The sequence below is a fragment of the Paraburkholderia sp. Ac-20340 genome, from assembly GCF_017104965.1.
GTDB lineage: Bacteria > Pseudomonadota > Gammaproteobacteria > Burkholderiales > Burkholderiaceae > Paraburkholderia.
This window is the reverse complement of record NZ_JAAGPR010000044.1, coordinates 1-23782: the sequence shown is the minus strand read 5'-3', so window position 1 is coordinate 23782 and position 23782 is coordinate 1. Positions and strand designations below refer to the sequence as shown.

General features: G+C 65.3%; 20 protein-coding genes and 1 pseudogene. 11 read left to right on the top strand and 10 right to left on the bottom strand.

Features of this window, described 5'->3' with window-relative positions; genetic code table 11:
* Positions 1-120 precede the first annotated feature (120 nt).
* Complete coding sequence (locus G3N59_RS33345; protein ID WP_205987097.1) at positions 121-645, top strand: thioesterase family protein; 525 nt, start codon at positions 121-123, stop codon at positions 643-645.
* A 213-nt stretch (positions 646-858) separates the two neighbouring features.
* Here the strand turns inward: G3N59_RS33345 and G3N59_RS33340 are convergent, their stop codons facing one another.
* Complete coding sequence (locus G3N59_RS33340; protein ID WP_205987096.1) at positions 859-1167, bottom strand: DUF3331 domain-containing protein; 309 nt, start codon at positions 1165-1167, stop codon at positions 859-861.
* A gap of 392 nt (positions 1168-1559) precedes the next feature.
* On the opposite strand from G3N59_RS33340, the gene G3N59_RS33335 reads away from it, so the two are divergent.
* Complete coding sequence (locus G3N59_RS33335; protein ID WP_205987095.1) at positions 1560-2627, top strand: AI-2E family transporter; 1068 nt, start codon at positions 1560-1562, stop codon at positions 2625-2627.
* A 24-nt stretch (positions 2628-2651) separates the two neighbouring features.
* Here G3N59_RS33335 and G3N59_RS33330 read toward each other — a convergent pair whose 3' ends face one another.
* The gene (locus tag G3N59_RS33330; protein WP_205987094.1) at positions 2652-3563 is read right to left on the bottom strand and encodes an alpha/beta hydrolase-fold protein; all 912 of its coding nucleotides are present in this window, start codon (positions 3561-3563) and stop codon (positions 2652-2654) included.
* A 187-nt stretch (positions 3564-3750) separates the two neighbouring features.
* A complete protein-coding gene (locus G3N59_RS33325) occupies positions 3751-4851 on the bottom strand; it encodes an OpgC domain-containing protein (protein WP_205987093.1) in 1101 nt (366 codons plus the stop codon).
* Positions 4852-5593: 742 nt separating this feature from the next.
* Here G3N59_RS33325 and G3N59_RS33320 point away from each other — a divergent pair.
* Entirely contained in the window at positions 5594-6445 is an 852-nt protein-coding gene (locus tag G3N59_RS33320; protein ID WP_205987092.1) for a peptidoglycan DD-metalloendopeptidase family protein, read from the top strand.
* A gap of 88 nt (positions 6446-6533) precedes the next feature.
* Here G3N59_RS33320 and prpF read toward each other — a convergent pair whose 3' ends face one another.
* The 5 genes from prpF to prpB all read right to left on the bottom strand — a co-directional run bounded on the left by prpF (position 6534) and on the right by prpB (position 13030).
* Positions 6534-7724 (bottom strand): 2-methylaconitate cis-trans isomerase PrpF, encoded by a 1191-nt coding sequence (prpF, locus tag G3N59_RS33315; protein ID WP_205987091.1) that lies wholly within the window; start codon positions 7722-7724, stop codon positions 6534-6536.
* Positions 7721-8119: an endonuclease domain-containing protein gene (locus G3N59_RS33310; RefSeq protein ID WP_205987090.1), complete on the bottom strand. Its 399-nt coding sequence runs from the start codon at positions 8117-8119 to the stop codon at positions 7721-7723. Before G3N59_RS33310 ends, prpF begins: the two co-directional genes overlap by 4 nt.
* A gap of 62 nt (positions 8120-8181) precedes the next feature.
* Positions 8182-10776: a Fe/S-dependent 2-methylisocitrate dehydratase AcnD gene (acnD, locus tag G3N59_RS33305; RefSeq protein WP_205987089.1), complete on the bottom strand. Its 2595-nt coding sequence runs from the start codon at positions 10774-10776 to the stop codon at positions 8182-8184.
* Between the two features lie 143 nt (positions 10777-10919).
* Positions 10920-12086, bottom strand: a complete 1167-nt coding sequence (gene prpC, locus G3N59_RS33300; RefSeq protein WP_205987088.1) for a 2-methylcitrate synthase — start codon at positions 12084-12086, stop codon at positions 10920-10922.
* A 53-nt stretch (positions 12087-12139) separates the two neighbouring features.
* Positions 12140-13030 (bottom strand): methylisocitrate lyase, encoded by an 891-nt coding sequence (gene prpB, locus G3N59_RS33295; RefSeq protein WP_205987087.1) that lies wholly within the window; start codon positions 13028-13030, stop codon positions 12140-12142.
* A gap of 223 nt (positions 13031-13253) precedes the next feature.
* Between prpB and prpR the strand changes: the two genes are divergently transcribed.
* Positions 13254-15290 carry a propionate catabolism operon regulatory protein PrpR gene (gene prpR / locus G3N59_RS33290; RefSeq protein WP_205987086.1) on the top strand — a complete coding sequence of 679 codons (2037 nt, stop codon included), beginning with the start codon at positions 13254-13256 and terminating at the stop codon, positions 15288-15290.
* Between the two features lie 26 nt (positions 15291-15316).
* Here prpR and G3N59_RS33285 read toward each other — a convergent pair whose 3' ends face one another.
* Positions 15317-15709 carry a hypothetical protein gene (locus G3N59_RS33285; protein WP_205987085.1) on the bottom strand — a complete coding sequence of 131 codons (393 nt, stop codon included), beginning with the start codon at positions 15707-15709 and terminating at the stop codon, positions 15317-15319.
* 408 nt (positions 15710-16117) lie between these two features.
* Here G3N59_RS33285 and G3N59_RS33280 point away from each other — a divergent pair, with 408 nt between their 5' ends.
* The 5 genes from G3N59_RS33280 (at position 16118) to G3N59_RS33260 (ending at position 21379) form a co-directional block, all read left to right on the top strand.
* Positions 16118-16573 carry a (2Fe-2S)-binding protein gene (locus G3N59_RS33280; protein ID WP_205987084.1) on the top strand — a complete coding sequence of 152 codons (456 nt, stop codon included), beginning with the start codon at positions 16118-16120 and terminating at the stop codon, positions 16571-16573.
* A gap of 3 nt (positions 16574-16576) precedes the next feature.
* Positions 16577-18820, top strand: coding sequence for a xanthine dehydrogenase family protein molybdopterin-binding subunit (locus tag G3N59_RS33275; RefSeq protein ID WP_205987083.1), 2244 nt, complete (start codon positions 16577-16579; stop codon positions 18818-18820).
* An 11-nt stretch (positions 18821-18831) separates the two neighbouring features.
* The gene (locus G3N59_RS33270; RefSeq protein WP_205987082.1) at positions 18832-20184 is read left to right on the top strand and encodes a cytochrome c; all 1353 of its coding nucleotides are present in this window, start codon (positions 18832-18834) and stop codon (positions 20182-20184) included.
* A complete protein-coding gene (locus G3N59_RS33265; RefSeq protein ID WP_346777976.1) occupies positions 20181-20843 on the top strand; it encodes a DNA-3-methyladenine glycosylase in 663 nt (220 codons plus the stop codon). Before G3N59_RS33270 ends, G3N59_RS33265 begins: the two co-directional genes overlap by 4 nt.
* Before the next feature lie 185 nt (positions 20844-21028).
* Positions 21029-21379 carry a DUF4148 domain-containing protein gene (locus G3N59_RS33260; protein WP_205987081.1) on the top strand — a complete coding sequence of 117 codons (351 nt, stop codon included), beginning with the start codon at positions 21029-21031 and terminating at the stop codon, positions 21377-21379.
* Between the two features lie 237 nt (positions 21380-21616).
* Here the strand turns inward: G3N59_RS33260 and G3N59_RS33255 are convergent, their stop codons facing one another.
* Positions 21617-22060, bottom strand: a complete 444-nt coding sequence (locus tag G3N59_RS33255) for a CBS domain-containing protein (protein ID WP_205987080.1) — start codon at positions 22058-22060, stop codon at positions 21617-21619.
* 278 nt (positions 22061-22338) lie between these two features.
* Here G3N59_RS33255 and ribA point away from each other — a divergent pair, with 278 nt between their 5' ends.
* Both ribA and G3N59_RS37200 read left to right on the top strand, forming a co-directional pair.
* Positions 22339-22986 (top strand): GTP cyclohydrolase II, encoded by a 648-nt coding sequence (gene ribA / locus G3N59_RS33250; RefSeq protein WP_205987079.1) that lies wholly within the window; start codon positions 22339-22341, stop codon positions 22984-22986.
* Between the two features lie 71 nt (positions 22987-23057).
* Positions 23058-23333: pseudogene (locus G3N59_RS37200) on the top strand (hypothetical protein); the annotation flags it as partial.
* Between the last annotated feature and the right edge of the window lie 449 nt (positions 23334-23782).

Sequence of the window (23782 nt, the reverse complement as noted above, 5' to 3'; positions counted from 1 at the left end):
AGTAGCGCAGAGGCAGCGCGCGTGCCCGCACATTTGCCGATGCCCGCATCGGCGCAATGGGTAAACTGGCCGCGCCGCTTGGCATGAGCGCTTTGCACGAATTCCGGGTCAGGAGGAGACATGAACGACCACGCGCCCAGCGTCGTCTACCGCGACCGCGTGCGCGCCGAATGGGTCGATTACAACGGCCATCTGCGCGACGCTTTTTACATGCTGATCTACAGCCTGGCGACCGATGCGTTGCTCGACGCGATCGGGCTCGACGCCGCGCAGCGCGAGGCGCGCGGCCGGTCGATGTACACGGTGGAAGCGCACGTGAACTATCTGCGCGAAGTTCGGGAGGGCACGCCGCTGCGGGTGGAGGTGCGGGTGCTGGAGCACGACGCGAAGCGCGTGCGGGTCTATCTGGAGATGTTCGCCGACGATCGCGAAGCAGGCGATGAAGCGGCGCCGGTCTGCGCGAGCGAGCAGCTTTTGCTGCATGTGGACCCGAAGGTCCCGCGCGCCGTGCCGTTCGATCCCGACGTGCTCGCGCGCGTGGCTGCGCTGGGCGAAGCGTCCGCGGGCATGACGGCGCGCTATGCCGGGCGCTCGATTTCGCTCGATGCGGTGCGGCAGGCGCTGGGCTGGCAGGTCACCGGCTGAAGCCGCCAGGGCTGTGGCGGTGGCCTTCGAGCGGCTGAAGCGCAGGGAGTCGTCCGTGGTCGCCTTGAGGCGCTTGCGATCGTCTGGATCGCGATTATTACGGGAATCTCACCTAATCGCTCAGTCGCTATCTGGCCAGAATGTGCCGGAATGTTGCCGTGCTGGTGCCATGCCGGAGCCGTCTTGAGACGGTATGGAGCGCTCTTGAACGCCTCAGGCTGCTTCGCTGTACGGCACGTTGGCGACCAGATCGCAGAACACTTCGGCTGCGATCATCACCGACGCGTTCAGCGGCGCAGGGCGCTCGGCCGGTTTGAACACAGCGTCGCCGCGGCGGATCTTGCGGCGCGACACGGCGCAGGTGCCCGACGTATGCGCCGAGCGGCGGCGCCAGCGCTGCTCGCCATAATGACAGCGGCCGGGTTCCACCCAGCGGATCACGAGCGCGGAATCCGTTTGTTCGAGGATTTCGATGCGTTCACCGTTGGCTCCGTCAAGCGCGAGGCACGCTTTTTTCTTCATTGTCGGCTCCGTAAGTGGGGTTGCCGCGAATGTATTCCTCTAAAGCGTCAAGTGCCATTGTGTCGCCGTTGAAACACCATTCCAAAAACGGCAACAATCGATCTGGCACATATACGGGTTAACGAAGGAATGCGGGTTTGCGGGCGATCGAAGGCCGACCCTGCGAATTTGTGCAACGCAGTGTTGTGCGAGGCGCGACATGAAAATCGGCCTGTAAGGCGGGATGGGAGCGGGGTTGGAACGCTGAAAGGCGATGCGAATCAGATGGAAAGCTGCCGTAAGGCCTGGTACTTGCTTCGCGTTTCCGGTCTGTCGCCCTTATGCTGGCGGCTTGGATGGCAGCGGTTTTGCTGCGCCGCACTGGCTGTCTTGTCGAATTTTCACGAGGTTACATGATTCATCGTCCGCCTGCTCCGAACTCCGCAAACGAGCAAAAACTTCAGCGCGCCGCCTCGGCTGCGCTGTACGCCGTGCTCGTCCTGATCGCGCTGTGGGTCGTGCGCGAATTCCTGCCCGCCGTCGCGTGGGCGAGCGTGCTCGCCATCGTCCTCTGGCCGGCCTATCAGGCCATCGAGCGGCACAGCCTGTTCCGGGGCCGCACGACGTGGCTGGCGACCGTTCTGACGGTCGCTGTCGCCTTGCTGGTCGTGTTGCCGATTGCGCTCTCGGCGATCCAGGCCGGCGGCGAGGCGCACGATCTCTACCAGTGGGTGCGCACGGCGCAGGAGAACGGCGTGCCGGTGCCCGATTTCGTCGCGCATCTGCCGTTCGGCAGCCGCCAGGTCAACGACTGGTGGCAGGCCAATCTGACGCAACCGCTCAAGGCATCGCCGGCGATGAAAAACCTGCACGGCGACGCCATCGTCACGTTCGGGCGGCATTTCGGCGCGCGCGCGGTCCATGCGTCGATGACCTTCGGCTTCATGCTGGTGACGCTGTTCGTGATCCTGCAGGCCGGGCCGAAGCTTTCCGGCACGGTGATGCGCGGCGCGCGCCGCGCGTTCGGCGCCGATGGCGCGCAATTGCTCCAGCGCATGGCCGCCGCCGTGCGCGCGACGGTGACGGGGCTCGTGGTGGTCGGGCTGGGCGAGGGCGTGCTGCTCGGCATCGCGTACATGTTCGCGGGCGTGCCGCACGCGGCGTTGCTCGGCACCATCACGGCCATCGCGGCGATGCTGCCGTTCTGCGCGCCGCTGGTGTTCTGCGGCGCGGCGCTGTGGCTGGCGGCGCAGGGCGCGGTGGTGGGCGCCGTGGCCGTGGCGGTGACGGGCCTCGTGGTGGTGTTCGTCGCCGAGCATTTCGTGCGGCCCGTGCTGATCGGCAACTCGACGCGTCTGCCCTTCCTGCTCGTGCTGTTCGGCATCCTGGGCGGCGCGACCACGTTTGGCCTGATCGGCATCTTTATCGGCCCCGCGCTGATGACGGTGCTGATGGTGCTGTGGGCGAACTGGGCGGAATAAGGCTCGATGCGCCGCAAGGCGCGTTCAGCGCACGCAGGCGAGCGTGTACTTGAGCGCGGCGGGCAGCAGTTCGCGCCAGACCGGCCAGACATGCCCGCCATCGACGATACGCAGCGCCGCCGGATTGCCCGCCTCGCGCAGACGCGTGTAGAGCAGCGACGATTCGGCCTGGATCACGAGATCGTCGTCGCCCGAGGCGATGAAGAAGGGCACGCGCCACGGACGGCCGAAATAGCCGCTCCACTGCGCCGGATAGTTGAGCGTGCGCCAGATGTGCGAGTCGAACTGATGCTCGCCGAACACGCCCACGCGGCGCGCCGACGAAGCCGGCGGCGGATCGCCCGAGTAGATCGCGGGCGAGAGCAGCATCGTCCCGCAGAACATATCGGGATGCTCCAGCGTGTAGCGCAGCGCGCCGAAGCCGCCCATCGACACGCCGCCGATCGCGCGGCCGTCGCGCGTATCGTCGACGGCGAAGTGCGACTCGATCTCGGGCATCAGGTCCGAGAAAAACGCCGTCTCCATCTTTTCCTTGCGATCGACGTACCAGTCGGTGCCGCCTTGCGGCATCACGATCACGACGGGCGGAATCTCGTGGTGGGCGATCAGCGTGTCCGCGGCGTTCTGCAGCGCGCCTTGCGTGACCCAGTCCATCGGCTCGCCGTTGTTGCCGTGCAGGAGGTAGAGCACGGGATAGCGCGGGCCGTCGGCGCGATAGCCGGTGGGCAGATAGATCACGTAGGGCCAGTCGCGCTCGAGCGCGTTGGCGTGGAAGGTGCGCGAGGCGATCGTGCTGGCAGCGGCGGGGTGCGCAGCGCTCGCTAGAGCTACCAGGGCGGCCAAGGCTGCAAAAGCGGGGCGCAGGACGTTCAGCGAGGCGTTCAGCAGGACACTCGGCAGGGCGGCGAGCGGCGCGGTGCGTGGAAGTCTGCGCATGGCAGGTAAGCCAGTTCGGAAGCGGGATTCTGGAGGCGCGCCAGCCTGGCGCGCCGGTGGCGTGGGCCGTCATCCTAGCAGCGACGCGTGACGCCAGGAAGTGGGGCCACTGCGGGGATTACTGCCGGGGCCACTGCCGTGTGGCCTCGATCGCCGTTGCCAGCGCCGCCGTGCGGCGCGGCGGTGTTCAGGCCGATGCCTTGGCGCGCGACGGCAGCAGACGCTTGAGCGGATCGGACGCGCGCGCGACGACAAACAGCGCGGTCAGCGCGATGGCGTCGGCGGCCAGACCGGCGGGGATGTCGAGATAGCCGTCCGTGTACCAGTAGAGCACCGAATCGACGGTCAGCGAGATCACGGCGCCCGCCACGAACGAGAGCATGCCCTTGCGGCCGACGAGGCCGATCCACGGCAGCGCAACCGCCAGTTTCTTCGCCCAGCCCAGCCGGATCGCGTGCGCGGTGAGCCATGCGATGCCGAAGAAGTTGAGCGCGCGGAACCACGCGAGATTGCGCTTGAAGTCGGCGTCGAGTGCCGTGTTGCCCAGATGCAGGCGATAGATCGCGGCCGCGGCGACCACGGCGAGCGCGATCATCGTCACGATCGCACCGAACTTCGGCCGTGCCGTGACGCTCTGGAACACCGGCTGCGCCTGCGCGATCACGCCGCCCACGAACAGCAGTTGCCAGGCGAAGGGATTGAAGTCCCAGTTGACGTCGTCGACGTGCGGGAGATACGGCGCGAGATGCGGCGCCACGCCCCACAGCGCGAGGCTGAACGCGGCCAGCAGCCACGGACGCGAGCGCGCGAGCGGCAAGGCAAGCGGCGCGGCCAGCGCGAAACACGCGTACATCGGCAGCACGCCGGCCAGATACGGCTGGCGGCGCAGCAGCACGATGTCGCGCAGCGCGGATGCGGGCGCGAGCGTGAGGTCGTCGAGATCGGTGGTGGCGAGATTCGGCGCATCCACGTTGCAGGCGACGAGGATCGCCGTGACCAGCAGCATGAGCAGCGCGGTGATGACGAAGGCTCGATAGATCTCGAACGCGCGCTTGATGAAGCGCTGGCGCGCGGCGGCTTCGGTGCGGCGCGCGCAGAGCGCGGCCCAGGCCGTGGCCGTGGCGAAGCCGCCGAGGAACACGAATACTTCGGCGGCGTCGCACAGCGCGTAGGCGTGCAGCGTAACGCGCGACAGAATGCTGCCGCCGATGTGGTCGACAACGATGATCAGCAGAACGAGCCCGCGAAAGAAGTCGAGCTCGAGAAGACGATTGGATGACTGTGACATGGGTTTGGCGCTGCCCGGCTGGCACGCCGTCTGGCGCGCACGGCCGGGTTGGCGCATGCAAAAAACTGCTGCGAGGGCCCGCTGCCGGAGCGAAGGCTCGACGGCGGCGGCTGCGCCAGGCAGCGTGAAAAAGTCGGTGAAGACGGAATGTAGCCCGCGTAGGACGAAGCCTGCAGGTTGCCCAGGAAATGACCCGATTGACTCGATGAGGTTCCCGTGGGGCGGATTCTACCGGGAATGTTCGCAATACTACCTTAATTTCAAAGGGCTTTCAGTCCGCCGGGCCGTATGGCGGCTATCTGTCGATCGTGCACTGATCGGGCGTTGATCGAGCGCTGCCCGTTCGGATAAGGCGTTCAAGTTCTCGCTCAGCCTGCCGATATGCAGAAGAGATAAGAGGGCAGGATCTGGTGCGATTTCAGGGCTGGGCAGGCACGCATGCAGCCGTAAAGATTCGGGCGCGCAAGAGTTGTATCCAAGTGTTGTCGCCCGCCTGCTGCTCATGAAATGCGCATTACAATGCCGCAGCGCTTTTGAGATGAGAATGCCGCTATCGTGCGTTGATATTGCGCGAAGTGCGGCGATTCTGGTCGATAAAGCCCGTAATTTGCATGAAATCGAAAGCAGTGGTGCGCATGCGTAGCGGATTGAAAAAGCAGGGCGGGAGCGCGTTTGAACGCAGCAGACCGCGATTTGCCGACCGCAGCGAGTGTGCCGCCGCTGGTAACAAGGAGTTTCGAATATGAACGAGGATCGTTCGGCGCACGCCGCTTCCGGTCTGACACGTTGGTGGGCTGGCCTCGCAGGCTTTGGCCTTTCATTGATGCTGGGCGCTTGCGCTAACGTTAGCGACCCCCAGGCACCGCAGCCGCAAGCCGATCCTTCGGCGGCCACGAGCCCGGCCGGCGATGCTGCAGCGGCCGCCGCGCAGGCGGCCAGTGCGCCGGTCAAACGTACCGTCACCAAAACCACCTGGGTGCGCGTGCGCCGCGGCGATTCGCTGCAGCGTATTGCCTCGGCGCATAACGTTTCGGTCAAGGATCTGTGCGCCTGGAACCGCATGAAGCCGAACGGCCGGTTGCGCGCCGGCCAGTCGCTCAAACTCGTTTCGACGCAGACCATCATCGTGCAGCAGGCCGCGCCCGCGCAGGCTGGCGGCGCAGCGACGGCGAACGCGGCGCAAAGCCGCGCAGTGGCCGCCGAAGTCGCACGTCATGCGGATAGCGTGGCGCTGATGTGGCCGGCACAAGGTCGCGTGGTGGAACCGTTCGAGCCCGGCACGACGCGCGGTATCGAGATCGCGGGCAAGGCCGGCGATCCTGTGCTGGCCGCCGCCGACGGCAAGGTGATGTATGCGGGGACGGGGCTGAACGAATACGGCAGCCTGATCATCGTCCAGCACAACAAGGATTTTCTGACGGCCTATTCGCACAACCGTCGCCTGCTGGTGAAGACCGGCGACACCGTGCATCGCGGCCAGCAGATCGCCGAAATGGGCAACGAGAACAACGACCGCGTGGCCGTGCTGTTCGAAGTGCGCCGCGACGGCAAACCGGTCGATCCGATGCCGTATCTGCCGACGCCGCAGAGCTGAGCGTCCGATTTCCGAAAATGCCCTGACACAGCGATGTGTCAGGGCATTTTCTATTCAGCCGGCACCTCTGGCTTCTGAGCCTGGCTTCTTAAAACGCATCTCCCGGCACCCGCACCCAGCCTTCCATCAGCACGCGTGCACTGCGGCTCATGATGGCCTTGGTCACGGTCCACTCGCCGTTTTCCTGACGCGCTTCTGCGCCCACGCGCAGCGTGCCCGACGGATGGCCGAAGCGCACGGCGTTGCGTTCGCCGCCGCCTGCCGCCAGATTCACCAGCGTGCCGGGAATGGCGGCGGCTGTGCCGATGGCCACGGCCGCCGTGCCCATCATCGCGTGATGCAGTTTGCCCATCGACATCGCGCGCACCAGCAGATCGACATCGTCGGAATCCACGCGCTTGCCGCTGGATGACGTATAGGCCGCGGGCTTCGCGACGAAGGCGATCTTCGGCGTGTGCTGGCGCGTGGCGATCTCATCCAGATTCTTGATCAGCCCCATGCGCAGCGCGCCGTGCGCGCGCAGCGTCTCGAACTTCTCCAGCGCCTTTGCATCGCCGTTGATGGCGTCCTGCAATTCCGTGCCGGTGTAGCCGATGGCATCGGCGTTCACGAAGATCGTCGGGATGCCGGCGTTGATCATGGTCGCCTTGAGGGTGCCGAAGCCGGGCACTTCCAGGTCGTCGACGAGATTGCCGGTGGGGAACATCGCGCCGCCTGCGCCGTCTTCATCGGCGGCGGGGTCGAGGAATTCGAGTTGCACTTCGGCGGCGGGGAAGGTCACGCCGTCGAGTTCGAAGTCGCCGGTTTCCTGTACCTGGCCGTTCGTGATGGGCACGTGCGCGACGATGGTCTTGCCGATGTTCGCTTGCCAGATGCGCACGGTTGCGACGCCGTTATCGGGCACGCGACCGGAGTCGATCAGGCCGCTGCTGATCGCGAACGGACCGACGGCCGCCGAGAGGTTGCCGCAGTTGCCGCTCCAGTCGACGAAAGCTTTGTCGATGGCGACCTGGCCGAACAGATAGTCGACGTCATGATCGGGGCGGGTGCTTTTCGCGACGATCACGGTCTTGCTGGTGCTCGAAGTTGCGCCGCCCATGCCGTCGATCTGCTTGCCGTACGGGTCGGGGCTGCCGATCACGCGCATGAGGAGCTGGTCGCGCGCGGTGCCGGGTTGCTGTGCCGCTTCGGGCAGATCCTGGAGGCGGAAGAACACGCCTTTGCTGGTGCCGCCGCGCATATAGGTGGCGGCAATCTTGATCTGTGCTTGATGGCTCATGAAAATCCCAAGTGTTTTGCCTCCCCGCTCCCAGAGGGAGAGGGGTTGGGGGAGAGGGGGCGAGTGGTCTGGCTAACCGTAGCCGAAATCACCTCAAGCACCCCATCGACGTTCTGCAATATCTCGTTGTTCCAGAAGCGCAAGACGGTGTGGCCGCGGTGTTGGAACCAGGCGTCGCGTGCTGCTTCGCTCGCGCGGCCGTTGTGGTGTCCGCCGTCTGCTTCGATGACTACGCGCGCGCCGCAATGCATGAAATCGACGATGTAAGGGCCGATGGGATGCTGTCGGCGAAACTTCTCGCCGCAGAGGCGGTGAGCGCGGAGGTGACGCCAGAGCAGGCGCTCGGCTTCGGTCATGTTTTTGCGGAGGTGGCGTGCTTGCGCTAGTTGGTTCATTGGATCACGCTCCCCCCTCTCCCCAACCCCTCTCCCCTGGGAGAGGGGCTTTCTCGTGGTGGTTATGCTGACTGTGACGATTCGAGGAAGTCTTGTGCGAAGCGCTGCAGTACGCCGCCTGCTTCGTAGATCGATACTTCTTCCGCCGTGTCCAGTCTGCACGTTACCGGCACTTCAACGCGTTCGCCGTTTTTGCGCTCGATTACCAGCGTCAGGTCCGCTCGGGGTTTGCGCTCGCCAATCACGTTGAACGTCTCCGTGCCGTCGATGCCCAGCGTCGTGCGGTTCGTGCCCGCCTTGAATTCCAGCGGCAATACGCCCATGCCGATCAGGTTCGTGCGGTGAATGCGCTCGAAGCCCTCCGCCACGATCGCTTCCACACCCGCCAGTCGCACGCCCTTCGCCGCCCAGTCACGCGACGATCCCTGGCCGTAGTCCGCACCCGCAACAATAATCAGCGGCTGCTTGCGGTCCATGTACGTTTCGATCGCTTCCCACATGCGCACTACCTTGCCTTCCGGCTCCACGCGAGCGAGCGAGCCCTTCTTTTGCACGCCGTCCACGACGGCCATCTCGTTGATCAGCGTCGGGTTTGCGAAGGTCGCGCGCTGCGCCGTCAGGTGGTCGCCGCGGTGCGTTGCGTACGAGTTGAAGTCCTCTTCCGGCAGACCCATTTTCGCGAGGTATTCGCCCGCCGCGCTGTCCAGCAGGATCGCATTCGACGGCGAAAGATGGTCGGTCGTGATGTTGTCGCCCAGCACCGCCAACGGTCGCAATCCGCGCAACGTGCGTTCGCCCGCCAACGCGCCTTCCCAGTACGGCGGCCGGCGGATGTAGGTGCTTTGCGCGCGCCAGTCGTACAGCGGGTCCGTGGTTTCGCCGCTGGCGGCCGTCACCGCGAACATCGGTTCGTACACCTTGCGGAACTGCTCGGGCTTCACGCTTTGCGCCACGATTGCGTCGATTTCCTCGTCGCTCGGCCAGAGGTCTTTCAGATAAACCGGCTGGCCGTTCTGATCCTTGCCAAGCGAGTCTTTCTCGATGTCGAAGCGGATCGTGCCCGCAATCGCATACGCCACCACCAGCGGCGGCGAGGCCAGAAACGCCTGCTTCGCGTACGGATGAATCCGCCCGTCGAAGTTGCGGTTGCCCGAGAGCACCGCAGTCGCGTACAGGTCGCGATCGACAATCTCCTGCTGGATCTTCGGATCGAGCGCGCCCGACATGCCGTTACACGTCGTACACGCAAATGCGACGATGCCAAAGCCCAGCTTCTCCAGATCCGGCAGCAGCTTCGCTTCTTCCAGATACAGTTCGACCGCCTTCGATCCCGGCGCCAGCGAGCTCTTCACCCACGGCTTGCGCGTGAGGCCGCGCGCGTTCGCGTTGCGCGCCAGCAGCGCCGCCGCGATCACGTTGCGCGGGTTGCTGGTGTTCGTGCAACTCGTAATCGCGGCGATGATGACCGCGCCATCCGGCATCTGTCCCGGCGTGTCTTCCCACTTGCCCGCGATGCCGCGCTCGGCCAGCGCAGAAACCGGCAGGCGCTTGTGCGGGTTCGACGGGCCCGCCATATTGCGCACGACGCTCGACAGATCGAACGTGAGCGTGCGCTCGTATTGCGCGTTCGCGAGCGCATCGGCCCACAGGCCAACGGTCTTCGCGTAGGTTTCCACCAGCTTCACCTGCTCTTCCTCGCGGCCCGTCAGGCGCAGATAGTCGAGCGTCTGGTTGTCGATGAAGAACATCGCCGCCGTGGCGCCATATTCGGGCGCCATGTTCGAGATTGTCGCGCGGTCACCCAGCGTGAGGCTCGACGCGCCTGCGCCGCGAAACTCCAGATACGCGCCCACCACCTTTTCCTTGCGCAGGAATTCGGTGAGCGCGAGCACGATGTCCGTGGCCGTGATGCCCGGCTGGCGCTTGCCCGTGAGCTCCACGCCGACGATATCCGGCAGGCGCATCCACGAAGCGCGGCCCAGCATGACGTTTTCCGCTTCCAGCCCGCCCACGCCGATGGCGATCACGCCCAGCGCATCCACGTGCGGCGTGTGGCTGTCGGTGCCCACGCAGGTGTCGGGGTAGGCGACGCCGTTGCTCACGCCGATCACCGGCGACATCTTCTCCAGATTGATCTGGTGCATGATGCCGTTGCCCGGCGGGATCACGTCGACGTTCTTGAACGCTTTCTTCGTCCAGTTGATGAAGTCGAAGCGGTCTTCGTTACGGCGATCTTCGATCGCACGGTTCTTCTCGAACGCCTGCGGATCGAAGCCGCCGCATTCCACCGCGAGCGAGTGATCGACGATCAACTGAACCGGCACGACCGGATTGACCTTGGCAGGATCGCCGCCTTGATCGGCGATGGCGTCGCGCAGGCCCGCGAGGTCGACCAGCGCGGTTTGTCCGAGGATGTCGTGGCAGACCACGCGCGCGGGATACCACGGGAAATCGAGGTCGCGCTTGCGCTCGATGAGCTGTTCGAGCGAAGCGGCCAGGGTAGCGGGCTCGCAGCGGCGCACGAGGTTTTCGGCGAGCACGCGCGAGGTGTAGGGCAACGTGTCCCAGGCGCCGGGCTGGATGGCCTCGACGGCTTCGCGCGCGTCGAAGTAATCGAGCCGGGTGCCGGGCAGGGCTTTGCGATGGGCGGTATTCACGGCTGGGGGACCAATAGTTTGAATAGGGTTGCGGCGGCACGAGGCCTGGGCGATGACTCCACTCTATGCGAGCGCGCCGCCGTCTTGCAGTCGTCCAGACGGCCTATGCCATCCGGACGACTGGCGAGCACGAAACGCGCGTATCAGCGCTTGCCGATCGGCACGAACTTCAGGTTTTCCGGCCCGGTGTAATTGGCGCTCGGGCGGATGATCTTGTTGTCGACGCGCTGTTCGATGATGTGCGCGCTCCAGCCTGCCGTACGCGCAATCACGAACAGCGGCGTGAACATCGCGGTCGGCACGCCCATCATGTGATACGAAACCGCGCTGAACCAGTCGAGGTTCGGGAACATCTTCTTGACGTCCCACATCGTCGATTCGAGACGCTCGGCGATATCGAACAGCTTCAGGTTCGACTGTTCCTTCGAGAGCTTCTTCGCGACTTCCTTGATGACCTTGTTGCGCGGGTCCGAGATCGTATAGACCGGATGGCCGAAGCCAATCACGACTTCCTTCTTCTCGACGCGCGCGCGGATGTCGGCTTCCGCCTGATCCGGGTCTTCGTAACGCGACTGGATTTCGAACGCCACTTCGTTCGCGCCGCCGTGCTTCGGGCCGCGCAGCGCGCCGATCGCGCCAGTGATGGCCGAGTAGATATCCGCGCCCGTGCCCGCGATCACGCGGCCGGTAAAGGTCGAGGCGTTGAACTCGTGTTCGGCGTACAGGTTCAGCGAAACGTGCATCGCATCGACCCACGACTTCGACGGCTCCACGCCATGCAGCAGATGCAGGAAATGGCCGCCGATCGAGTCGTCGTCGGTTTCCACTTCGATGCGCTTGCCGTTGTGCGAGTAGTGATACCAGTACAGCAGCATCGAGCCGAGCGAAGCCATCAGGCGATCGGCGATATCGCGCGCGCCCGGCAGGTTGTGATCGTCCTTTTCCGGCAGCACGGTGCCGAGCACCGACACGCCCGTGCGCATCACGTCCATCGGATGCGCCGAAGCCGGCACCCATTCGAGCGCCGCCTTCACGTTCGCGGGCAGGCCGCGCAGCGCCTTGAGCTTCGTCTTGTAGGCGGCCAGTTCGGCGGTGTTCGGCAGCTTGCCGTGCACCAGCAGATACGCGACTTCCTCGAATTCGCAGGCCGTGGCCAGATCCAGAATGTCGTAGCCGCGATAGTGCAGGTCGTTGCCGGTGCGGCCCACGGTGCACAGCGCCGTGTTGCCCGCCGCCACGCCCGACAGCGCAACCGACTTCTTCGGCTTGAAACCGCCGGCGCTTTGCGTGGTGTTGTCCGTTTCGCTCATGGTGTCTTCCTCTCTCGATCTGATAGGCAAATAGTGGGGCGCGCTATGCGGCGTTACTTCTTCGATGCGAACAGCGCGTCGAGCTTGTCTTCGTATTCGTGATAGCCGAGGTATCGGTACAGATCTTCACGCGACTGCATCGTCGATACGGCGGCTTTCTGCGTGCCGTCGCGCTTGACCGTCTCGTAGAAGTTCAGCGCGGCCGCGTTCATGGCGCGATAGGCGCCGCAGCAGTAAAGGGCGATGTCCACATTCGCGCTCTTGAGTTCTTCGGTCGTGAAGAACGGCGTCGAGCCGAATTCGGTCAGGTTCGCGAGAATCGGCACCTTCACGGCGGCGCGAAAACGGCGGTAGTCGTCGAGCGTTTTCATGGCTTCGGGGAAGATCATGTCCGCGCCCGCTTCCACGTAGGCGACGGCGCGCTCGATGGCGGCGTCGATGCCTTCCACGGCGGCCGCATCGGTGCGGGCCATGATGACGAAGCCGTCGTCGGTGCGCGCGTCCACGGCGGCCTTCACGCGGTCCACCATTTCGTCGGTCGGCACGACTTCCTTGTTCGGGCGATGGCCGCAGCGCTTCTGGCCCACCTGGTCTTCCATGTGCACGGCCGCGACGCCCGCCTTGATGAAGGACTTGACCGTGCGCGCGATGTTGAAGGCGCCGCCCCAGCCGGTGTCGATATCGACCATCAGCGGAATGTCCACGGCGTCGGTGATGCGGCGCGCGTCGATCAGCACATCGTCCATCGTGCTGATGCCCAGATCGGGTACGCCCAGCGAGTTGGCGGCCACGCCGCCGCCGGACAGATAAACGGCCTTGAAGCCGGTCTGCTCGGCCAGTTTGGCGGCGTAGGCGGTGATCGCGCCCACGACCTGCAGCGGTTGTTCGGCAGCCACGGCCGCGCGGAATTTCGCGCCGGCGCTTGCGGGGGTTTTGCTGTTCATGCGTGAAGTCTCCGAAGGAATCGACGCTCTTACTGCAGATACCGTGCCAGCGCGAAGGCGGTGGCCACTGCGTTCTCTAAGACGTTGATTTTGCGCCCGAACGCCGCCGATGGGGTTCTCGCCCCGATTTCTCCTGTGAAATCTGGATTTCAAATTTGAAATCGAAGCGCGATAATGAAATCCACGTGAAATCCTGCTGCCGTGCGCGCCGCCCGAGCCGTCCATGAATCCGATCAACCGTTTTCCCACCGCCTCCGAACCGTTCCGCCCGCGCGTCTGGGCGATGGGCATCAGCCGTCTGCGCGATCTGTTTCGCGACATCGCGGGCGAATACGACGAACTCGCCGATCTGCGCGTGGTGCCGCGCGGCTTCGAGGAAGCGATCGCCGAAATCGCCGCAGCCGGGCCGAATCAGCGCCCGGACGTGGTGGTGGCGGCCGGCTCGAACGGCACGTATCTGAAGTCGCGCATCGACGTGCCCGTGGTGCTCGTGCAGCCCACCGGCTTCGACGTGATGCAGGCGCTCGCCCGCGCGCGCCGCGAAGCCGATCTGGTCGCGCTCGTGACCTATGGCGAGACGCCGATGGAAGTGCGCCGCTTCGCGAGCGCCTACGGCATCGACGTGGTGTTCGCCTCCTATCGCACCGTGCAGGACGCGGAAGCCTGCGTGCTCGATCTGCGCGATCGCGGCGTGGGCGCCGTGGTGGGGCCGGGCCATGTGAACGATCTGGCGGCGCGTTTCGGTCTGGTGCCGTTCTTTGTCTATTCGCGCTCTTCGGTGCGCGCGGCCTTCGACAATGCGCTCGAAGTCGTGCAGGCGACGTGGCGCGAAACGCAGCGGCGTCAGCGGCTGGACAGCGTGCTGCAGCATCTGCGCGACGGCGTGGTGGCGCTCGATGCGCGCGGGCGCGTGGAGGCGATTAATCAGCGCCTCGCAGGCGTGCTCGGCATCGATCCCGCGACGGCGGCGGGCCAGTCGCTCGCCACGCTCGCGCCCGACATCGCCTTCACACTGCCCGACGCCGATGGCGAATCGCTCGAAACCTTGCGCGGCGTGAGCTATGTCGTGCATCGCGGCCCGCTGGTCGATAACGGCGTCACGACGGGCGCCGTGCTCACGTTTCAGGAATCGCGCGCGGTCGAGCGGCTCGACCGCACCTTGCGCTCGCGCCAGCGCACGCAGCAGTTCGTGGCGCGTTATCGGATCGGCGATCTGAGCGGCGCGACGCCGGGCATCGCGCGCGTGCGCCAGCTTGCGCAGCGCTACGCGAAATCCGATGCGACCGTGCTGATTCGCGGCGAAAGCGGCACCGGCAAGGAGATGGTCGCGCAGGGCATTCATCGCGAAAGTCCGCGGCGCGATTTTCCGTTCGTCGCGATCAATTGCGGCGCGTTTCCAGAGGCGCTGCTGGAGAGCGAACTGTTCGGCTACGAGGAAGGCGCGTTCACGGGCGCGCGGCGCGGCGGCAAGGTCGGGCTGATCGAGGCGGCGCATCGCGGCACGCTGTTTCTCGATGAAATCGGCGAAATGCCTTTGCCGCTGCAAAGCCGTTTGCTGCGCGTGCTGCAGGAGCGCGAAGTGGTGCGGCTGGGCGCGACGGAACCCACGCGCGTCGATGTGCGCGTGGTGGCCGCGACGCACCGCGCGCTCACCGAACAGATCGAGAGCGGGGCGTTTCGCGCCGACCTGTTTTATCGGCTGAATATTTTGAATCTGGCGATTCCGCCGCTGCGCGAACGGCTCGACGATATCGTGCCGCTGGCGGCGGAATTGCTGCTGCAATCGGCGCGGCGCGAAACGCGCGTGGCTTTACGCTTTCGCACGCAGGACGATGCGGCGCGCGCGCTGGGCGCGATTGGCGGCGCGCTGGCGCGTCACACGTGGCCGGGCAACGTACGCGAATTGCAGAACGTGGTGGAGCGCATGGTGGTGGAACTCGCGGATTCCGAAGGCGATGTGCTCACGCCCGATGTCTTGCGCGCGATTGCGCCGGAGGTGTTCGAGGCGCCGCGGGCCATCGCGCCGCGGGCCACGGAACGCGTGGCGCAAACGCTCACGTTGCGTGAGCGCAGTCTGAACGTGGAAGCCGATGAAATCCGCGCGGTGCTCGACGCTTGCGGCGGCGATCGCGACCGCGCGTGCGCGATGCTCGGCATCAGCAAGACGACGTTGTGGCGGCGCTTGAATCCGGTGAAAAACGCGGCAAAAAGCGCGGCGAAAAACCCGCTGAAGAAAGCCGCGCGCGAAATCGATCAATAGCGCGGCCTTCGGCGTTCAATCCCGCTTCAGTTCTTGATCCCGTTCAGCAACTGCGCGACGACGCCGTGCAGTTGCAGCACGGTGGGACTTTTCTGCAGCAGCGCCTGATAGCGCTCGAAAAATTCCGCCGATTCCTGACCGGCGAACAAGGCCGCCACGCCCTCGGCCGCGCCGACGCGGTCTTCCGGTTTGGCGTCCTTCGCATCGAGCGTTTCGTCCACATTGGCGATGACCGTCGAGAGCGGCATCAGCCAGCGAAATCCCGTGCCGTTGATCAGCACCTGCAGGAATGCGGCGGGCGTGGTCGGGCCGAATTCGCGCTCGTATTCGGCGCGTTCGTGATCGAGCATCGCCTTGTGCAGATTGAGCAGCGGCTTGCGGACTTCGGAAAGAAATTGAATCGCGCGGGCTTCGTCCATCGTGGCGGCTCCTGGTTGTGCTGCGTGTTGACGCGGCCTGGTACGTGAAGTTGCGTATATGCGTGCGAGATCACGCGGCTTCAAGGCCAGTTCAGGGCCCGCTCTAGACCCGCTCAAGACCAGCAATAGCGGGCAGGTCCGTCGAACCGGTCCAGCCGATCGGACGATGGTAGCGCAACGCCGCCGCGCACGTCGTTATGGCGCGGCCGTGCACGGGACAGTGCACTTAACAGCGCGCGAATAAAGTCGGCGCTACACTCGGCCAGTCCTCGCAAGGCCGCAGTCGCGCGCCGTACGCGCAAATCTCCACGATTTGCGCGCGAAGTCGCAACAACGCGCATGCATGGCCTTCGATTGATCGAACGCAGTCAACAATCATCGACAGTCCCCACACCGGAGAGCCGCCTCATGTCCACGCTAAACATCAACGGCGAGACCCACACGATCGACGCGCCACCCGACATGCCGCTGCTCTGGGTGCTGCGCGACATCGTCGGGCTGACCGGCACCAAGTTCGGTTGCGGCATTGCGCAATGCGGCGCCTGCACGGTGCATCTGGACGGCGAGCCCACGCGCTCCTGCGTGCTGCCGGTCGCGGCGCTCGAAGGCCGCAAGATCACGACGATCGAGGCCGTGGGCGCGACCCCCGCCGGGCAGAAAGTGCAGAAGGCGTGGCGCGAGATCGACGTGGTGCAGTGCGGTTACTGCCAGTCGGGGCAGGTGATGTCGGCGGCGGCGCTGATCGCCGCCAACCCGAACCCCACCGATGCCGATATCGACGCCGCCATGGCCGGCAATATCTGCCGCTGCGGCACCTATAGCCGCATCCGCGCGGCCATCAAGCAAGCCGCGAAGGAGGCCTGAGCGATGTCACAAGGTCTCCTCGATGCGCAGAACGGCGCTGCGCGTGCATCCGCTATCGCGACGATTTCCCGGCGCAGCTTCCTCAAGCTCGGCGCGGCGGCCGGCGGCGGGCTGCTGCTCGGCTTCAGTGTCGGCGCGGGCGCGCAGGGCGATAGCGCCGCGCGTAAATCGGTGGTCGGCGGCGACGGCAACGAGACGCAGCAGGACGGCGTTTTCGAGCCGAACGCCTTCGTGCAGATCGACCGCGGCGGCAAGGTCACGCTGATCATCCCGAAGGTGGAGATGGGACAGGGCGTCTACACGTCGATTCCGATGCTGATCGCCGAGGAACTCGAAGTGCCGCTCGACAGCGTGACGATCGACCACGCGCCGCCCGACGCGAAGCTGTTCACCGATCCGCTGCTGGGCGGCCAACTGACGGGTGGCTCGACCTCGATCCGTTACGCCTGGGAGCCGATGCGCCGCGCGGGCGCGACAGCGCGCACGGTGCTGATCGCGGCGGCTGCGCAGCAATGGCAGGTCGATCCCGCCGCCTGCCACGCGAAAAATGGCGAAGTGCTGCACGACGCGAGCGGGCAGCGCGCGTCTTACGGCCAGCTTGTGGATGCGGCGGCGAAGCTGCCCGCGCCGCAGAACGTCGCGCTCAAAAATCCCAAGGATTTCACCATCGTCGGCAAGCCCACGAAGCGGCTCGATTCGCCGGAAAAAGTCGATGGTTCGGCACTGTTCGGGCTCGACGTGCGCCTGCCCAATATGGTCTACGCGGCCATCGTCAATTGTCCGGTGTTCGGCGGCACGCTCGTGCGCGTGGACGACACGCACGCGAAGCAGATTCCCGGCGTCACGCAGATCGTCAAGATCGATAACGGCGTGGCCGTGATCGGCGCGCATACCTGGGCCGCGAAGCGCGGCGCGGCGGCGCTCGTGATCGAATGGAACGAGGGCACGGCGGCGAATCTGTCGATGAAGCAGATCGTCGGCGATCTGGCCAATGCCGCGCAGCAGCAGCCCGGCGCCGTCGCGCGCAAGGACGGCGACGTGCAGCAGGCCTTTGGCGGCGCCAAAACGCGTGTCGATGCGGTCTATCAGCAGCCGTTTCTCGCGCACGCGACCATGGAGCCGATCAACTGCACCGTGCACGTGCGCGCCGACGCCTGCGAAATCTGGGTTGGCACCCAGGTGCCCACGCGCGCCGTGGACGCGGGCGTGGCCGTGACGGGCCTCAAGCCCGAGCAGATCGTGCTGCATAACCATCTGCTCGGCGGCGGTTTCGGGCGGCGGCTCGAAGTCGATGCGATCACCCAGGCGCTCAAGGTCGGCAAGCAGCTGAGCACGCCCGTGAAGGTGTTCTGGACGCGCGAGGAAGATATCCAGCACGACATGTACCGGCCGTTCTACTACGACCGCATTTCGGCCGGACTCGACGCCAACGGCAAGCCGGTGGCGTGGCAGCATCGCATCGTCGGCTCGTCGATCATGGCGCGTTTTGCGCCGCCCGCGTTCAAGAACGGCATTGACCCGGACGCCGTCGAAGTGGCCGCCGATCTGCCCTACGACCTGCCCAATCAACTGATCGAATACGTGCGCCAGGAACCGCATACGGTGCCCACGGCCTTCTGGCGCGGCGTCGGGCCGACGCGCGGCACCTTCGTGGTGGAGAGCTTTATCGACGAATGCGCGGCGGCCGCGAAGACCGACCCCGTGCAGTACCGGCGCAATCTGCTGGGCAAGTCGCCGCGCGCGCTGGGCGTGCTCGACGTGGCCACGCGCGCGGCCAACTGGGGACCGCCGATGCCGAAGGGACAAGGGCGCGGTGTTTCCGTGATGCACGCGTTCGGCAGCTTTTTCGCGATGGTCGCCGACGTGACCGTGAGCAACGGCGAAGTGCGCGTGAACCGCGTGGTGGCGGCTGTCGATTGCGGCATGGTGGTGAACCCGACGACCATCGAAGCGCAGGTGCAGGGCGGCATCGTGTTCGGGATTTCGGCGGCGCTGTTTAGCGAGATCACGATCGAGCGCGGGCGCGTCACGCAGCGCAATTTCACCGATTACCGCATCCTGCGCATCGACGAATCGCCGGTGATCGAAGTGCATATCGTGCCGAGCGCCGAAGCGCCGGGCGGAATCGGCGAGCCGGGCACGGCGGCGCTTGCGCCCGCGGTGACCAACGCGATCTACGCGGCCACCGGGCAGCGGCTGCGGCATCTGCCCGTGGGCCGTCAGCTCATGAACGCCCAAACCGCCTGAGGAGGACGACGATGAAGCCATTCAACGCATCCTCCCGCGCGCGAGGATTTGCTGCTCACTGCCTGGCCGTTTCGGCGACCGCGATCACCGTGGCGCTCGCGCCCGCCTATGCCTGCGCAGCCGATTCCAGCGCCGATGCCGCCACCATCCAGCGCGGCGCCTATCTCGCCCAGGCGGGCGATTGCGCGGCCTGCCACACGGCGCCCCACGGCAAACCGTTCGCCGGCGGCCTGCCGATGAACACGCCGCTCGGGCGCATCTACACGACCAACATCACGCCCGACCCGGACACGGGCATCGGCGGCTATACGCAGGACGATTTCGCGCGCGCCTTGCGCGAAGGCGTGGCGAAGGACGGCCACAACCTCTATCCGGCGATGCCTTATCCGTCCTACGCCAAAGTACGCGACGACGACGTGGCCGCGCTCTACGCCTACTTCATGCATGGCGTGCAACCGGTCAAGGCGGCCAATCGCGACAGCGACATCAAATGGCCGATGAACATGCGCTGGCCGCTCAAGCTCTGGAACATCGTGTTCCTCAAGAAGGGCGCTTATCAGGACAAACCGGACAAAGACGCCGCCTGGAATCGCGGCGCGTATCTGGTGCAAGGGCTCGGTCACTGCGGCTCGTGCCATACGCCGCGCGGCATCGGCTTCAACGAACAGGCGCTCGACGATAGCGGCAGCGAATTCCTGAGCGGCGCGCTGCTCGACGGCTGGTTCGCCTCGAATCTCACGGGCGAGCACAACACCGGGCTTGGCCGCTGGACCCAGGCCGATCTCGCGCAATTCCTCAAGACGGGCGCGAACCAGCACGCGTCGGCGTTCGGCGCGATGACGAGCGTGATCAACAACAGCACCCAGGCGCTCAATGACGCCGATGTCAGCGCGATCGCCGGTTATCTGAAGTCGCTGCCGGCGGCGGGCGGCAGTGGCGCACCGGCCTATGCCTACGATCCGCAGGCGACCAGAGTGTCGCTCTCGCGGCCCGCGAACGATGCGGGCGCGCGCGTCTACACGGCGTACTGCATGCACTGCCACGGCGCCGACGGACGCGGATTCGCGCCGATGTTCGCGCCGCTGGCGGGTAATCCGAACGTGCTGGAAAAGGAGGCCGCGTCGCTCATCAACGTCACGCTCAACGGCACCGACGACCTTGTGATCCGGGGCATTCCGGCGCCGTATCCGATGCCCTCGTATCGCGACCAGTTGAACGACCAGCAGATCGCCGATGTGCTGAGCTTTATCCGCGCGGGCTGGAACAATCGCGCGGGCGCGGTGAGCGCGGGCGATGTCGCGAAACTGCGTAGCGCGACGCAACCCGAAGCGCAGACGGCGCAGGCACAAGGAGCGACGCAGTGAAGCGCGCGGCGGCCGGCGTTGCGCTGTCCGCCGCGTCTTTGGATGTGCCGTCGCCATTGCCGATCGTGCCTTTGCGGCGCAAGGATTTGCCGATTGAGACCGCTGCGCTCGCGCGCTACATGGTCGGCAAGATGCTGGTTCACGACCTGCCGGAGGGGCGCGTGGCGGGGCGGATTGTCGAAGTCGAAGGCTATCCGCCCGGCGACTCCACGGGCCATGCCTTCATCGGGCGGCGTGGGTGGAACGCGTCGCTTTTCCTCGCGCGCGGGCACGCTTATGTGCGGCTGACTTACGGCCTGTCCTGGATGCTCAACATGGCGAGCGAAGCGCAGGACGTGGGCGCGGGCGTGCTGTTTCGCGCCGTCGAACCGCTCGAAGGTCTGGAGCTGATGGCGGCGCGCAGGCCGGGCGTGCCGCAGCGCGATCTCACGCGCGGGCCGGGACGGATGACGCAGGCGTTCGGGATCGGCGCGAGTTTCGATGGCGTCGATTTATGCAGCGGCGAGGGATTGTGGATAGGACGCCTTGACGTGCCGGCGCGGGCAGTGGGCGTGACCACGCGCATCGGTTTATCGCGTGAACAGGATAGACCGCTGCGTTTCTACGAGATCGGCAGTCCTTACGTCAGCGGACCGCGCAAGCTGCTGGCGTCGACCTGAAAATACGATGCGATCCGATTTTTACGCCGATTTTTGCATCCGGCGGATTGTTGCTTTCTACGGAACTGTATTTTGGAGAAATAAGTATTTCCCCTGGTCGCTTCGCTTCATAGACTGTTAAGCACTGGCCCGATGGAGCGCTGCTCCAACGAGGCCCGGCACAACAAGCGATGGAGGTAAATACCATGAAGACCCGTACCCTTATTCAGGCCGCGATCGTCGCGGCGTTCGTGGCCGCACCGGCTTTGTCGTTCGCGCAGTCGGTGGACCAGAACAATGCTCCGAAGACCCGCGCCGAAGTGCGCGCCGAGTTGATCCAGATCGAGCAGGCCGGCTACAACCCGGCCACCGCTAACGACTCCAATTATCCGCATGACATCCAGGCTGCCGAAGCGCGCGTTTCGCAGCAGGAAGGCGTCGCGCAGACCCAGCCGACGGCCGATACCGGCTACGGCGGTGCATCGATGGGATCGTCGCAATCGGGTAGCCAGCCCGCCACGCTTGCGCCGCAGCAGCGCACGTATTTTGGCAATTGAGCGGGAACTGAGCCGTAACTGACTTCGATCCGACATACCGGCGTGACAAAACAAGCGGCCTGCTTTGCGCAGGCCGCGTATGACCGTAACGGTCGCATTCCAACTCACACTTTCGCGTGATTTTTCATGCGTGGAACCTCCGCCGCCGTAAGGTGGCTTCGCCCAACCCGCCCCCGGATTGGGCTTTTTTCGCTGAAATGTGTGCGTTGGAGCGCGAAAAGCGCAGCGGATGCGCGCTCAGGTGCCAGGACCGCCGGTGATGTAATGCTCGAGTTGCGAAATGGTGAACTGCTGCTCGGCGATGATTTCCTTCACCAGGTCGCCGATCGACACCATGCCGATGAGCTTGCCGTCTTCCATGACCGGCAGGTGGCGCATGCGCCGTTCGGTCATCAGCGCCATACAGTCGTAGGTGGTTTGCTCGAGCTGCACGAAGCGCACGTGCGGGGTCATGATGTCGCGCACGGCGGTCGTTTTCGACGAGCGGTCCATCAGCACGATCTTGCGCGCGTAATCGCGTTCGGTCACGATGCCGACGATCGCCTCGCCATCGACGACGACCAGCGCGCCGATGTGCTTTTCGGCCATCAGGCGGATCGCGTCGAAGACCGAATCGTTGACGCCGATGGTGTAGACCGCTTGTTCCGGCTTGGATTTAAGTACCTGTGCAACGCTCGTCATGGGGCGACTCCAGTTCGTCCTTCTTTTCGTTCGATCCGTTCGGTCATAGCCGGGAAGAAAGCCATCGAGGCCTATGCAGTATAGGCTGACGGCCGCGCGGGCGGCGTCGGGGTATGCGCGGGGTTGGCCGTTGCGCGGCGCTGTGCGGGGCCCGATCCCCCTGGCGGCGTAGGGCTGCCCGAGGTGCGCGGGGCGAGCCGGGTCAAATGGCGGTACACTCCGGTTCCGAACTTCAATCCGGCCCTGCGCCGGTTTCTGCCAGTCATTTGTTCCAGATCATGCCTACGCTTCAAGAGCCGTCCTGCGCTGACGGCGACAACGCCAACGAATGCGTCGTACTTGACGCGAGCGCCACGCTGCCGACCCGTTACGGCACCTTCGAGTCCTACGTCTATCGGGTCAAGGATGGCGGCGCCGAACACTGCGCGCTCGTGATGGGCGACGTGGGGAGCGGCGAGCCCGTGCTGGCGCGCCTGCATTCCGAATGTCTGACCGGCGATGTGTTCGGTTCCTACCGCTGCGACTGCGGCGAACAGCTCGATCTCGCACTGCGCTATATCGCGGCCGAAGGCCGTGGCGTGCTGCTTTATCTGCGTGGCCACGAAGGGCGCGGCATCGGCCTGTCGAACAAGATCCGCGCGTACCAGCTGCAGCAGCAGGGCCGCGATACCGTCGAGGCGAACCGCGATCTCGGCCTGCCCGACGACGCCCGCGAATATGATTCGGCGGCCGCGATCCTGCGCCTGCTCAAGGTCAATTCGGTGCGCCTGATGAGCAACAATCCGAAGAAGTTCGACACGCTGTCGAAGCACGGTATTCCGGTGGTCGAACGCGTCGCGCTGGCGATTCCGATGCGCGAGGAAAACGAGCACTACATCCGCACGAAGCAGGTCAAGTTTGGCCATTACTTCGAGGAAAACGAGTAATACGAATTGCGCGGTGCGCGCCATCCGGCCTACGCCGTTTGGCCTGGTGTTCCGCGCATGCGGAACGGAATATGCTCACTCCCATGCACGAATGCAGACAAACAAAAGGGGAGAGTATGAGTCACCGTTCCACGCCGCCGCCGCGCCGTTTCGGCGCGCCGCTTGCGGCCGTTACTGCCGTTTTCCTTGCCGCTGGGCTTTCGCTCGGCTCCGCTGAGGCTTACGCGCAAAGTCAGGCCTATACCAGCGAACCTGTCGATCTCTACGCCGGGCCATCCGGCGACTACCCCGTCGTGACCGAACTCGGGCCGAATGTGCCTGTCACGGTGATGGGCTGCGTCAGCGATTATTCATGGTGCGACGTGGCCATGCCGGGCATGCGCGGCTGGGTCTACGCGGGCTATCTCACCTACCCGTATCAAGGCGGCTATGTGCCGCTGGAAGGGTATGGGGCGGCGATCGGCTTGCCTATCGTGACGTTTTCCATCGGCGCCTATTGGGGCAGTTTCTACCGCGACCGCTCGTGGTATGGCGACCGCGAGCGCTGGTCGCACGTGCCGCCGCCGGGATATGGCGGCCATCCGTCGGGGCCGCCGCCCGGGCCGCGTGGCGGGCCTCAGGGCGGGCAAGGCCGGCCACCCGCGCCGCAAGTCGGTGGCGGGCGTGCGCCGGGTGGCGTTGCGCGAAGGTTCGCTGGTCGTCAATTCGTCGCAGGGCGGCGGCACCAAGGACACCTGGGTGCTGGAGCGACAGGCGAGCTGAAACCTATACACTCATCAGCAATCCGAATTAACTG